The organism is Paenibacillus sp. MT124, assembly GCF_058792755.1.
Genome location: NZ_CM179500.1, coordinates 5,840,028 through 5,853,542 on the forward strand (window position 1 = coordinate 5,840,028; position 13,515 = coordinate 5,853,542).

Annotated in this window: 11 protein-coding genes; 1 reads left to right on the top strand and 10 read right to left on the bottom strand. The window is 46.9% G+C overall.

The genetic code is table 11. The features are described from left to right. Positions 1-25 precede the first annotated feature (25 nt). From argB to argC, 3 genes are all read right to left on the bottom strand, one after another. The gene (gene argB, locus AC3RCI_RS26500; RefSeq protein ID WP_492526969.1) at positions 26-865 is read right to left on the bottom strand and encodes an acetylglutamate kinase; all 840 of its coding nucleotides are present in this window, start codon (positions 863-865) and stop codon (positions 26-28) included. Positions 866-1,088: 223 nt separating this feature from the next. Then, entirely contained in the window at positions 1,089-2,327 is a 1,239-nt protein-coding gene (gene argJ, locus AC3RCI_RS26505; protein WP_492526970.1) for a bifunctional glutamate N-acetyltransferase/amino-acid acetyltransferase ArgJ, read from the bottom strand. A gap of 116 nt (positions 2,328-2,443) precedes the next feature. Continuing rightward, entirely contained in the window at positions 2,444-3,493 is a 1,050-nt protein-coding gene (argC, locus tag AC3RCI_RS26510; RefSeq protein ID WP_492526971.1) for an N-acetyl-gamma-glutamyl-phosphate reductase, read from the bottom strand. Between the two features lie 332 nt (positions 3,494-3,825). Between argC and cls the strand changes: the two genes are divergently transcribed. Then, a complete protein-coding gene (gene cls / locus AC3RCI_RS26515) occupies positions 3,826-5,274 on the top strand; it encodes a cardiolipin synthase (RefSeq protein ID WP_110758656.1) in 1,449 nt (482 codons plus the stop codon). A gap of 116 nt (positions 5,275-5,390) precedes the next feature. Here cls and AC3RCI_RS26520 read toward each other — a convergent pair whose 3' ends face one another. From AC3RCI_RS26520 to fliS, 7 genes are all read right to left on the bottom strand, one after another. After that, entirely contained in the window at positions 5,391-6,296 is a 906-nt protein-coding gene (locus tag AC3RCI_RS26520) for a YitT family protein (RefSeq protein ID WP_095359914.1), read from the bottom strand. A 127-nt stretch (positions 6,297-6,423) separates the two neighbouring features. Then, positions 6,424-7,537 (bottom strand): peptide chain release factor 2 gene (prfB, locus tag AC3RCI_RS26525; protein WP_492526972.1). Its coding sequence is split into 2 segments (ribosomal slippage): positions 6,424-7,464 and positions 7,466-7,537, totalling 1,113 coding nucleotides; the frame shifts between segments, so codons are not numbered across the junction. Positions 7,538-7,946: 409 nt separating this feature from the next. Then, complete coding sequence (gene secA, locus AC3RCI_RS26530; protein ID WP_492526973.1) at positions 7,947-10,451, bottom strand: preprotein translocase subunit SecA; 2,505 nt, start codon at positions 10,449-10,451, stop codon at positions 7,947-7,949. An 812-nt stretch (positions 10,452-11,263) separates the two neighbouring features. Then, entirely contained in the window at positions 11,264-11,827 is a 564-nt protein-coding gene (gene hpf / locus AC3RCI_RS26535; RefSeq protein ID WP_127541020.1) for a ribosome hibernation-promoting factor, HPF/YfiA family, read from the bottom strand. Positions 11,828-12,184: 357 nt separating this feature from the next. Further along, positions 12,185-12,382: a cold shock domain-containing protein gene (locus AC3RCI_RS26540; RefSeq protein ID WP_024631599.1), complete on the bottom strand. Its 198-nt coding sequence runs from the start codon at positions 12,380-12,382 to the stop codon at positions 12,185-12,187. Positions 12,383-12,772: 390 nt separating this feature from the next. Then, positions 12,773-13,126 (bottom strand): hypothetical protein, encoded by a 354-nt coding sequence (locus tag AC3RCI_RS26545; protein ID WP_492526974.1) that lies wholly within the window; start codon positions 13,124-13,126, stop codon positions 12,773-12,775. Next, positions 13,127-13,504: a flagellar export chaperone FliS gene (gene fliS, locus AC3RCI_RS26550; RefSeq protein ID WP_492526975.1), complete on the bottom strand. Its 378-nt coding sequence runs from the start codon at positions 13,502-13,504 to the stop codon at positions 13,127-13,129. Positions 13,505-13,515: the final 11 nt, after the last annotated feature.

A 13,515-nucleotide genomic window follows, 5' to 3' on the forward strand; every position in this document is an offset into this window, starting at 1 on the left:
TAATCTATCTGTTTTGAAATTCCCCTTATTGCATGCGGATAATTCGGGTTCCGATCGTTTCGCCCTTCAGCACGCGGCTCAGGATCTGTGGCTCGCTTCCGTCCACGATGATCACTTCACGTACTTTGCCATGAATGCAAGCAATCGCTGCGCGTACCTTCGGGATCATGCCGCCGTAGATTTCTCCGGTTTGAATCATGTCTTCGATTTCTTGTACAGAGACCGATGGCAGTACTTTTTTCTCCCCGTTAACGGTCTTCATAATACCAGGTACATCCGTCACAACGATCATCCGGCTTACACCAAGGTGGGAAGCTACCGCACCTGCAGCTGTATCTGCATTGATATTATACCGTTGTCCGTTTGCATCCACGCCCACCGGCGCAATCACAGGCATATACCCCATGTTCACAATGCCTTGAATGATTTCTGCTTGAACTCCCGTTACGTCTCCAACCCAGCCGATCTCTGCATGATTCGCCACAGGTTTGGCTTGGATTAGTCCACCGTCTACGCCGGACAAGCCCAGCGCATGTCCTCCGACACGCTGGATCAGGCGCACGATCTGTTTATTGATACTCCCGGCCAGCACCATCTCCACGACATCCAGCACGGGTTCGGTCGTTTTGCGGAGTCCATTCACGAACTCGGTTTCAATGCCCAGCTTCGCCAGATTCTCTGATATTGCCGGACCTCCACCATGCACGATGACGGGCTGAGTTCCCTGGGACTGCAAGTCACGCAAATCCGCAAAAAAGGATTCTGGCAAAGCCGCGAGCGTACTGCCTCCGCATTTCATAACAAACGTCTGCTTCTCTGCACCTTTTTCCACTCCGGCACTCTCATTTTGCAATGTTGAATTCATGAGGGTCACTCCTTTCGATTTTCTTAAAATGACTATAGACCGTTACACTTGACCACTCCGATTACTGAACCATCTTTCGATCGCTGTTGTCTCCAGGTTTTTCCGAATCCCTCTAATAGGGGAAACCCAGAGACAAAGGCGAACGCTTCGCTTCTACAGATTGGTTCCGCACTCTCCGTTAACATGTAAATGTAGTTATATTTTTTATAAAATGAAAAGCGTATTAAGTGCGGTATGCCGCATTGATTCGAACGTAATCGTATGTCAGGTCACAGCCCCATGCTGTAGCCTCTCCTTCGCCGTGGTGCAGATCCACCACAATCCGGACTGTATCAGTTTGCAAGTAAGCTAATGCAGCCTCTTCGTCAAATACCACTGGACGGGACTGCTCAAGTACCGAGATATCTCCCAAACGGATATCTACGGTTTCCGGGTTAACCGGCTGTCCTGCACGCCCTACGGCTGCAATAATCCGTCCCCAGTTTGCGTCCGCACCGAACATCGCTGATTTCACCAGGCTGGAGCCGATAACCGTTTTGGCAATCGCCTGTGCCGATTCATCACTCACTCCACCCGTAACCTGCACCTCAACCAGCTTGGTTGCTCCTTCACCATCACGTGCAATTGCTTTGGCCAGCACTTCACACACATAAGTGAATCCTGCAGCAAAAGCGTCCCAGTCCGGATGATCCGTGGACAATTCTTCGTTCCCCGCCATCCCACTGGACATTGCAACCAGCATGTCGTTTGTGCTCGTATCTCCATCTACGGTGATCATGTTAAATGTATGGTTGGTCGCCTGACGCAGCAAACTTTGCAGTGCTTCTGCGCCAATAACCGCATCACTCGTCATAAATGCGAGCATCGTCGCCATGTTGGGATGAATCATGCCAGATCCTTTGGCTGCACCTGCAATCGTAACGTTCTTGCCGTTTACAACGACAGATACGCAGGCTTCCTTTTTCACCAAATCGGTCGTCAGGATCGCTTGGGAGAATTGCTCTGCTTCATTGGCATCCTGCCCCAAGCTTGCCGGCAATGCTCTGATGCCCGAATGTACTGCGTCCATCTTCAACAACTCACCGATTACACCAGTCGATGCCACTGCAACATCCTCTTCAGCTACGCCAAGTTCACGTGCTGCTGCCGAACGCATTGCATACGCATCCTTTTCACCCTGCTGCCCGGTACAAGCATTGGCATTACCACTGTTGACAACAACGGCCTGAAGGCGTCCATTGCTCAAGCTCTCGCGAGTTACCTTCAGCGGTGCAGCCTGGAATACGTTCGTTGTATACACGGCCGCTGCCGTGGCTGGCACTTCACAACGGATCGCTCCGATATCGTTGCGTGATGTTTTTTTCAATCCGCAATGAAGTCCGCCAGCAGCGAACCCGCGCGGGGTTACAATCGTTCCGTTTTCCACTACGGTATAAGCCTGTTGCTTCACATTTGTTCCCATATGTTATCCCCCGTGTGCGTTCGGCTGCATGCCGATTAACCGCTTGCTAATCCCGAATCCGATGGTCTCCTGAATGGTTCAGGAAGTGCAGCAGCGTGCTCTCCCGATCCCCTTCCTTACGGATATACCGGCGTCATGTTCAGCCCGAGGTTTTCCTCCCATCCCATCATCAGGTTCATATTTTGAATCGCTTGCCCGGAAGCACCCTTCACCAGGTTGTCGATGACCGATATGATTGTTAAACGTCCGGTTCTTGGATCAACTGCAAATCCGATATCACAGTAGTTCGATCCTTGCACTTCTTTGGTCGAAGGCCAGATGCCTGGTTCACGTACCCTTACAAACGGTCGATTCTCATAATACTTACGGTACAGATCTACCAGATCCCGATCACTATGATCTCCCACCAGGCTTGCGTACATCGTACTCATGATCCCACGTGTCATTGGCACCAGGTGCGTCGTAAACGTCACCGTTACCGGACTTCCGGTAATATTGCCAAGCACTTGCTCAATCTCAGGTATATGTTGGTGTTTGTTGAGTTTATAGGCTTTGAAATTTTCGTTCATCTCTGCATAATGATTTGTCAGACTCGTTCCCCGTCCAGCACCGGATACACCGGATTTGGCATCAATGATAATCGTAGATGGATCGATCCAGCCTGCTTCCACTGCAGGAATAAGTCCAAGAAGGGTAGCTGTAGGATAACAGCCCGGGTTGGAAATAAAGTTTTTGCCATTTACTTCATCCCCGTACACTTCGGCCATCCCGTATACAGCCTGTTCCAGCAGATCACTCGGCGGAGCCGGGTGTTTATACCACTGTTCATATACGGCTCCATCCTTCAATCTGAAGTCCCCAGAGAGATCGATCACCTTCAGCCCTGCTTCGAGCAGGCTTGGAACGAGCTTCGCACTAACTCCGGATGGGGTAGCCGTGAATACCAGATCTGCACGTTCTGCAATCTCAGCCGGAACTACGCCATCCAGTGGCCTGCGAATCACATCCGTCAAATGCGGAAATCCGTCTGCAATAGACTCGCCGCTGCTGGATGAAGAGATCACCGAAGTGATTTCAACCTGTGGATGGTTCTGAAAAAAACGAATCAGCTCCACCCCGCCGTAGCCGGTGGAACCGACAATTGCCACTCTCAATTTGTTACTCACTCTCGCTCCCCCAATCCTGTTGTATGCGATACTTATACGATGCTTACGCCCTCAAACGGCCCTCACACTGTAATTCCGTCGCTTCTATGCATATTTGTGTATTATTATACGACTCTAGTTATATAAATACAACACTCTACCATCAATTTCACATGGATTCTTATCAAATCCGAACATATCTTTCCAATATCTGCGGACGAACCCGAATACTTCTGCTAAAATACGTTTTATAGGAAACATTACATACCAAGGTCTTATTCATAACAAATTCTACACGAGGAAGGGTTTATGAATGGATTCACGTTGGTCATTACGAGACATGGGGGACTACAGTGCATATCGAATCCATTTTACTTATGGTACTCCTGGGCCTGAATATTATCTTCGCTGCAGCAGTCGTGTTCTTCGAACGCAAGGATGCCAGTGCATCCTGGGCTTGGCTGCTTGTATTGAACTTTATTCCTGTGCTTGGGTTCGTACTTTATCTACTAACAGGTCAGAATCTGACCCGCTACCGGCTGTTCCAATGGAAAGAGAGAAAGAAGCTTGGTCTGGAGGAACGCATTGCCGCACAGCTCGAACAGCTGCATGATAATCGGACGCCATTCAACAACAGAGCCACCGAAAGCAGCCAGGACATGATCTATATGAATCTGAAACAAAACGGCGCTCTCCTTACGGAAGACAATGCTGTAGAGATCATCACTGATGGAACGGACAAATTCCAACGGTTACTCGATGATATTGAAGCCGCGCAGGATCATGTTCACGTGCAATATTACATTTACCGGGGCGACCGGCTGGGTAAACGCATTCGGGATGCCCTGATCCGCAAAGCGCGGGAAGGCATCAAGGTTCGTCTGCTGTACGACGCGCTTGGATCGCGGCGGGTGTCGAATCGCTTTTTCAAAGAACTCCGCGAAGCAGGCGGTTTGGTGGAAGTCTTTTTCCCATCGAAATTTAGCCTGATCAACCTGCGTATGAACTACCGCAACCACCGTAAAATCGTCATCATTGACGGTAACCTCGGTTATACCGGCGGATTTAATGTGGGTGATGAGTACCTCGGATTGAATTCCAAATTCGGTTATTGGCGCGATACCCACCTGCGGATTCAGGGAAATGCCGTTCATGCGCTTCAGACGCGCTTCCTTCTCGATTGGAATGAGGCATCCAAGCAGCATGACACCCCTTATGTTCCTGAACATTTCCCGCATATTGAGGGTACAGGAACGACGGCGATGCAGATTGTGTCCAGCGGACCGGATGCAGAGACGGAGCACATCAAGAACAGTTATCTGAAGATGATTAATGGAGCCAAACATTCCATTCTGATTCAGACGCCTTACTTTATCCCGGATGCCAGTGTATTCGAAGCCATACGTCTCGCGTGCCTGTCAGGTATTGATGTGCGCATCATGATTCCTAATAAACCGGATCACGCCTTCGTATACTGGGCTACGCTGTCTTACATTGGTGAACTGTTAAAAGTCGGAGCAAAAGTATTTATATACGATAACGGCTTCATCCATGCCAAAACGCTCATTATTGACAGCATGGTCGCATCGGTGGGTACCGCCAATATTGATTACCGCAGTTTCCGGTTGAACTTTGAGGTGAATGCCTTTATGTATGATGAGGTCATCGCCACGGCATTAGTCGATACCTTCGAGCATGACCTTAAGGTGTCCCGTGAGATGACGCAGGAGGAGTACAACAAGCGCAGCCTGAAGATTCGTTTCAAAGAAGCGATCTCCCGCTTACTTTCTCCCATTTTGTAACAGTAAAATAGGGTAATTTAAAACGTAAAAAGCAGGGACATCCTCCGCCATGTTGGCTGGAATGGACATCCCTGCTTTTTATTTTATAGCGAAACTTTAATGGGCACTAACTGAAATTATGCCTCGTCTCGCTTAAAGCCCTCGCCGAGCACTTCGTGCGCATTACTGATAATAACAAAAGCCTGCGGGTCCACGGACCGGATCAGTGCTTTTAGTCTTGGCACCTCATTTTGCCCAACCACAACCATCAATACGGTACGCTGGTCGTCCGTGTAACCACCCTTTGCCTCCAGCTTCGTTAATCCACGATCCAGATCTGCAAGAATGACTTTGGTGATCGGTTCCGTTTTGTTGGAGATAATGTATGCAACCTTCGAGTAGCCAAGTCCCATCTCCACGGCATCAATGACTTTACCAGTAACGTATAGCCCAATCAGTGCATAAAGTGACTGTTCCAACGACAATACAAACGCAGCCATAATAATAACCGTAGCATCCATAATCACAACGCAAAGAGAGTAACTGAGTCCACTGTATTTCTGTACGATTCTGGCGAGGATACTCATCCCACCTGTTGAACCTCTTCCCCGGTATACAATACCGATGCCGAGCCCCACACCAATACCTCCATACAGAGAACCAAGCAAAGGATTCGTCGTAGGAATGGCCCAGTCTTTCGTCAAATAAACAAACAGGGGCAGTACAATGCTTCCGAGTACCGAACGGATCCCGTACTGTTTACCAATAAGCAGAAAACCTGCGATGAGAAGTGGAATATTGATGGCCCACTGCGTGTATGCGGGTTCAAGCCCCAGCCACTCTTTTCCGAGAATAGACAGCCCGGATACTCCACCTGAAGCGATCTGATTAGGTAATAAAAATAAGTTAAAGGCTACTGCAATGAGAAACGAACCAATAATAATGGATGCTGTATCCACTACGTTTCTCCAGGGTCCGTTCAGAGGGATAAGGGTGGCTAACCTCTTTTTGCGGTTTGGAACGAAATGCTGATGCTCTTGCATGGTTGTCGTGCTCTCCTTTTATATGACTGATAAGTTGCTGAACTCTCTTCCCTATTTGGGCTCAAAAAAAAGCCCCTGTATACACCAGCATACGCCTACACGTATCCGGTCCATACAGGAACTTTGATTACTCGGTTTCTACTTTAATCTGGCTGCGCAAATAACCGTCGATGAATGCATCGAGGTCGCCGTCCATGACTGCACCTGTATTCCCTGTCTCTACGCTCGTACGGTGATCCTTTACCATACTATAGGGATGGAATACATAGGAGCGAATCTGGCTTCCCCATGAAATATCCGACTGATCGCCTCGGATTTCATCCAGCTGTTTTTGCTGCTCTTCAATTTTACGCTCATATAATTTGGAACGAAGCATGGTCATCGCCCGCTCACGGTTCTTGATCTGTGAACGCTCGTTCTGACATGTTACCACAACCCCTGTAGGGATGTGTGTAATCCGAACGGCAGAGTCAGTGGTATTGATGTGCTGTCCGCCCGCACCACTCGCACGGTACGTATCGATCTTCAGATCTTCTGTTCGGATGTCTACCTCAATCGTATCGTCAATCTCTGGAACAACATCACAGGATACGAAGGACGTGTGTCTGCGGCCTGAAGAGTCAAAAGGAGAGATCCGCACCAATCGATGGACACCCTTCTCTGCTTTCAGATAACCGTAAGCATTATGTCCTTTGATGGATAACGTAACACTCTTAATCCCTGCTTCATCGCCTGGCAGATAATCCAGCACCTCTACCTTGAACCCGCGCTTCTCTGCCCAGCGAGTGTACATCCGGAGCAGCATTTGTCCCCAGTCCTGTGACTCGGTACCACCCGCACCGGGGTGAAGCTCGAGAATGGCGTTCATTTTATCGTACGGTTGATTCAGCAGGAGCTGAAGCTCAAACTCTTCTAACTTGCTCACGATGGCCGTAACGCTGCTGGCAACCTCGGCAGCCAGGTCTTCGTCGCCTTCTTCATCCGCAAGCTCAACCATCATTAGGGCATCGTCATAGTCCTGCTGGAGTTTGGCGTATTGATCAACCGATCCCTTCACCGCATTCAGCTCGGCAATCACCGACTGTGCCTTCTCATTATCATCCCAGAAATCAGGAGCCGACATCTTCTCTTCAAAGTTCTCAATCATTTCCTGCTTGAGATCTAAGTCAAAGAGACCCCCTAAGGTTTGTTAGTTTCTTGCCTATTTCACGCAGGTCCTGCTTCACGCTTGGATCAATCATGTGCAATTCCTCTTTTCATTAAGATAAGCTCCCCGCAAACCGGGCACTTCTCCAGATCGGGTGTCAGATGCTTCACCTCGGTGTCCAGATTACCATTATAGCGGCAATTCTCTTCACCTGGATCATGACTGCATAGTTATAACTATGCACCAATCACCGGTTATGCATCCTTCATTTGATCATTTGAAATGCCCGGCTGCAAGGAGCCGTTCATGTATTCTATAGGTTAATCCAGGAAACTCTTACACCATAGGACTCCGATTTGCAGTAGCATCTTCCGATCGCTGTTATCCCCAGATTTTTTTGATTCCCTTTTATATAAGGAACAAATCTGGTGATAAAGGCGAACACTTCGCTTCTCCAGATTGCTTCTGCAATCTCCGTTATGGTGTAAGAGAATATCGCTTAACTATTCTTGGCCGTGGCAGTGTTTATACTTTTTGCCGCTGCCGCATGGACAAGGATCGTTGCGGCCGATTTGGTCGGAGACTTTTACCGGACGCTTCTCAGCAGGTTCTCCGCTAGTCGAGATTTGGCTCTCTTCCACTACCGCTTGACGTTCCTGATTGCTCTCGATTTGAGCTCTCATCACATAAGTTGCCACTTCTTCCTGAATCGAAGCAATCATCTGATGGAACATTTCGAAGCCTTCAAATTGGTACTCACGCAGTGGATCTGTACCGCCGTATGCACGCAGGTGGATACCTTGACGCAGTTGATCCATCGCATCAATGTGGTCCATCCACTTGCTGTCGACTGCACGAAGCACAACGACTTTCTCGAACTCACGAACCATTTCTTCACCGATACGCTCTTCGCGTGCATTGTACTTCTTCTGCACTTTATCAAACAGGTACTCGATGATTTCTTCGGCTTCCTTGCCCCACAGCTCGTCTTTGGTAATCGCACCGTCATCCAGCAATTTGCTGTTCATATAGTCCGCCACTTCCTGCAGCTCCCAGTTCTCTGGAATATCGTCACTGCAGTGTGCTTCAACAATACGTTCAATGGAAGGCTTAATCATATCCATAACGATCTGTTTGATATTTTCGGATTCAAGCACCTCGCGGCGCTGTTTATATATAATCTCACGTTGTTGGTTCATGACATCATCATATTGAAGAACGACTTTACGTACGTCAAAGTTGTTTCCTTCAACACGCTTCTGTGCGGACTCAACTGCACGAGTAATCATGCGGCTCTCAATCGGTTGGTCCTCTTCGAAGCCAAGACGCTCCATCATGTTCAGTACGTTGTCTGCACCAAAACGTCTCATCAGCTCATCACCAAGCGACAGATAGAACTGTGTAGAACCCGGGTCACCCTGACGTCCTGCACGTCCGCGCAGCTGGTTATCGATCCGGCGTGATTCGTGACGCTCTGTACCGATGATATGAAGACCGCCGACTTCGGCTACGCCTTCACCCAAGATAATATCCGTACCCCGTCCAGCCATGTTGGTTGCGATCGTAACCGCACCTGCTTGACCAGCTCCAGAGATAATTTCTGCTTCTTCCGCATGGTACTTGGCGTTCAGTACCTGGTGTTTGACACCACGGCGTTTCAGCATATCGGAGAGACGCTCGGAGTTCTCGATCGAGACCGTACCCACCAGAACTGGCTGGTTTTTGCTGTGGCGTTCCACGATCTCTTCAACAACAGCTTTAAACTTGCCGTCGATGCTCTTATAAACGACATCTGCCATGTCATTCCGTTTGTTCGGACGGTTGGTCGGAATCTGCAATACTTCGAGGCCGTAGATTTTCTTAAACTCTTCTTCCTCGGTTTTCGCTGTACCCGTCATCCCCGCAAGCTTGCGATACATCCGGAAGTAGTTCTGGAATGTGATTGTAGCGAGCGTCATACTCTCGTTCTGTACCTCAATGCCTTCCTTCGCTTCAATCGCCTGGTGCAATCCGTCACTATAACGGCGGCCAGCCATCAGACGGCCTGTGAACTCATCGACGATCATGACTTCTTCTTCGCTGACTACGTAGTCGACGTCACGACGCATGATTACATTCGCCTTCAGTGCCTGTACGATGTGATGGTTAAGCGTAACATTGGCGTGATCATATAAGTTCTCAATGCCGAATGCTTTCTCCGCTTTAGCCACACCGCCTTCAGTCAAGGCAACGGATTTCACTTTGATATCTACTGTAAAGTCATCTTCCGGCGTCAGACGTTTCACAAAACGGTCTGCTGCATAGTACAAGTCCGTGGACTTCTGAGCTTGTCCGGAAATGATCAGAGGCGTACGCGCCTCATCGACCAAGATGGAATCCACCTCGTCAATGATACAGAAGAACAGCGGACGTTGTACCATTTGCTCCTTGTAGAGCACCATGTTGTCACGCAGATAGTCAAACCCGAATTCATTGTTCGTTCCGTACGTAATATCACAAGCATATGCATGCTGTTTCAGCGCATGGTCCATGCCGCTCAGGTTAACCCCAACCGTCATGCCCAGGAATTCGTAGATCTGTCCCATTTCCTGGCTGTCACGCTGTGCCAAATAGTCATTGACGGTAACGACGTGTACCCCTTTGGACATCAATGCATTCAGGTAAACCGGGAGAGTTCCCACGAGGGTTTTACCTTCACCCGTTTTCATCTCGGAGATGCGGCCCTCATGCAGAGCGATACCACCCAGCATCTGTACGTCATAGTGACGTTTGCCCAGAACCCGGCGAGATGCTTCACGTACCGTTGCGAATGCTTCCGGCAGAAGCTCGTCCGTTGTTTCCCCTTTTTCGATACGGGCACGGAATTCCTCGGTTTTGGATTTCAGTTGCTCATCAGACAATGCCTGAAATTGTGGTTCCAGTTTATTGATCACATCGACCGTCTTCATCAGACGTTTAACATCACGTTCGTTCATGTCGCCGAAGATCTTTTTGACAAGTCCTAGCATGGTATACCCCTTTCGTGCAAAACAGAATAGACCCCCTGCTGCCGCCATGCGACACCATCGGATGGATACGTGCATCCACTTGCCCGGGGGTGACAAATGATATAAAACATTAATATAGATGAATCAACTCCAGGCTTGACCAAGGTTACTCATGAAGCTGATTCGATATTCACGGACTCGCTCCTTGCATAATAAGGGCAATTCCAAACCTTACGAATCATGTTCATGGTGCTGTGCCTGTCATTGATTATGATTAGCGATCATTCGTTGACAATTCCTCATCAGGACAATGATTCTCTTGCATAAATTGTAACAGTTTGTAAGGGTCGCCGCAACACGCCGAGGCATACTTCTTGGAACTTCTGGAGCCCCTTCGTACACGTTTAAGTGCAAAAAATCATAGCCGTTAGCAGAAGCCTTTCTTTTCGCTGTCATATTTTCAGATCATATGGTTAATTCAAGAAAATGTTCATGGTAAAATTGGAACCTTTTCTCAGTTTACTGAGTCTATCATAAAACTCCATTATTTACACATTAAGAGTGTAAAAGTTCAACTTTTTAGTGGGCAGCACTCCTGCTTCCTACTCTCTATTAGACGCAGCTGCATGGGAAATAGTTTCATAAACTTACTTGCACAAATTTTCCCGGCTGCGTCCATGCAGAAAAGAGCCCCATCCCGTATGGGACAGAGGCTCTTGTTAGTTTGTTCATTTAATCATACAGGATATCGAAGATGTCCTCCTGTAGTCCAATTTTCGTAAGTACTCATTTTAACTTTTAATGGTTCAATCAGAGTCATTTGTACAAGGTGGTTAACCTTGCTCGATTAGACCATATTTCCCATCGTTCCGTTTGTACACGACGCTGACTTCTTCATTCTCAATGTTGGAGAATACGAAGAAATTGTGGCCGACCATGTTCATTTGGAGGATTGCCTCTTCCACGTCCATCGGTTTCAACATAAACCGCTTGGTCCGTACCACTTCCAAATCATCGTCCTCTGTATCCATATCCAGTTCAGCAGTAGCTACTGTACCTGTCGGATCTTCAACGAAGAGTGTTTTCAAGCTGCCTTCCTGGCGGAATTTCCGGTTAACTTTCGTTTTGTGTTTACGGATCTGACGTTCCAACTTGTCCACCACAGCATCAATGGAAGCGTACATATCGTCGCTCTCATCTTCAGCGCGGAGCACAATGCCTTTCAAAGGGATCGTCACCTCAACCGTATGCAAGCCTCTCGTCGTGCTCAATGTAACAGCACCGTCAGAGTTAAGGGGTGCATCGAAATACTTCTCGAGTCTACTCAACTTTTTGTCGACATAATCTTTCAAAGCATCGGTAACCTCGATTTGTTGACCTCGAATACTTAAATTCATAGGGCACTCCTCCTTTTCCTTTGCCACTTCATTATAACACGAATGTAAGCGCCATGTAAAAACTCCCGGTGACCGAATCATGACATCTGTTCAAGTCACATCTGCCCACCTACGTGTAACGCCATATTTCGCGATATTTCATCATATTTAGGCGAAATTCCGTATTTACATGATGTTGATATAGCGCGCTTGAAGAAGTAATTAACCGTTTTCCTCATTTCTCAATCTATTATGTAATATCTTAAAATGAATCTATTAGAAAAACAAAAAAAGACCCCGGAAAACCGGAGTCTATTGCTAGCGATAATTCAATTGGTAACCATCTAACCATATATGTAGGTCGGATTGTCCGGATGATTATAATTTGATTACGTTAGCGGCTTGAGGTCCACGTGCGCCTTCGACGATGTCGAATTCTACGGATTGACCTTCTTCCAAAGTTTTGAAGCCTTCGGATTGAATTGCGGAGAAGTGTACGAATACGTCGCCGCCATCTTCAGTCTCGATGAAACCGTAACCTTTTTCTGCGTTGAACCATTTTACTTTACCTTGCATGCACTAACATTCCCTTCGTCATCAAATGAAGTGAAGCTCTGGCCAAGACCTTAGCCCACAATTCAGACTATACCATCCAGACTTATCCATTGTCAATTGGTAAAGAAAATGTTTTATTGGTATTATTTTGTAGATTATTGAGGAGTGATGTAGAATAATGAGATATTACTATTAGAATACTGCCATTGGAGTTTTTTGCCAATATATTGCTATTCCTATAATCACAAGGAGGAAAGGCCATAGATGTTCTTATAATATTTTATGATTAAAAATCATAACTACTCAATCTAGTCTATATGTACATAGAGGCCAAAATTATTTAGTCTATGCACATTTAATCTAAAAAAGCGACTTCCCCCAATTAGTTTAGGAAGAGCCGCCTAAAATTTATTATTTTCTTTTATCCATTAAATAACTATCCACAGCATATTTTGTTTCATATACACTACGCTGATTGCGGGCTGCATTACGTTGTACCAGCCACTGTTGAGCCTCGTTTTTCAAGTATAACATGTGGTCCTGAATCTTCTCATCGTATTCAAGTATACTCTTAAGCATTCTATGCTGTTCTTCATTCAACCTCCGAGAGTCACTACTGTACAATAATTGTTGAATTAGAGTCTGACGTAGTTCAACAAACGCTTCAACCTCATCAGATGTTCTATGATTTAGTTCGGCCACAAATGAGACTGTTGCCTTTAATAATTCATCTAAAAGTATAGTTGTTTCCGTATCACTGCTCATTTATAACGTTCCCGCTGCTTGTCTATTAGCAAGAACCCAAGTCTCACGCAGCTCCTGCAAATAGTTTAGTGCTTCTTCCCCGGGCACTCTTTCCTTCTTAATATTTGCTTGGAGCAACAGATGATTCATATATTCATACAAAGAAAATAAATTCTGTGCTACAGGGTAAGAAAGATTTAAGGTTGACATCAACTCACTCAAAATGGTTTGTGCCTTCCCCAAATTTAAATTTGCCTTTGAATAATCCTTGCTCTCAATTCCTTCTAAACCCGCTTTAACAAAACGTATAGCACCATCATATAACATGATCACCAGTTGACCAGGAGTAGAAGTCTGTACTGAGTTTTGTTTATATTTCTCATAAGGAGATGTAATCATATCTAATTATT

What these genes read in the sequence shown, in the direction of transcription:
- argJ (WP_492526970.1), bottom strand. Translation starts at nt 2,327, where the DNA reads ATGGGAACAAATGTGAAGCAACAGGCTTATACCGTAGTGGAAAACGGA.
- AC3RCI_RS26520 (WP_095359914.1), bottom strand. Translation starts at nt 6,296, where the DNA reads ATGCAAGAGCATCAGCATTTCGTTCCAAACCGCAAAAAGAGGTTAGCC.
- argB (WP_492526969.1), bottom strand. Translation starts at nt 865, where the DNA reads ATGAATTCAACATTGCAAAATGAGAGTGCCGGAGTGGAAAAAGGTGCA.
- secA (WP_492526973.1), bottom strand. Translation starts at nt 10,451, where the DNA reads ATGCTAGGACTTGTCAAAAAGATCTTCGGCGACATGAACGAACGTGAT.
- AC3RCI_RS26545 (WP_492526974.1), bottom strand. Translation starts at nt 13,126, where the DNA reads ATGAGCAGTGATACGGAAACAACTATACTTTTAGATGAATTATTAAAG.
- hpf (WP_127541020.1), bottom strand. Translation starts at nt 11,827, where the DNA reads ATGAATTTAAGTATTCGAGGTCAACAAATCGAGGTTACCGATGCTTTG.
- AC3RCI_RS26540 (WP_024631599.1), bottom strand. Translation starts at nt 12,382, where the DNA reads ATGCAAGGTAAAGTAAAATGGTTCAACGCAGAAAAAGGTTACGGTTTC.
- fliS (WP_492526975.1), bottom strand. Translation starts at nt 13,504, where the DNA reads ATGATTACATCTCCTTATGAGAAATATAAACAAAACTCAGTACAGACT.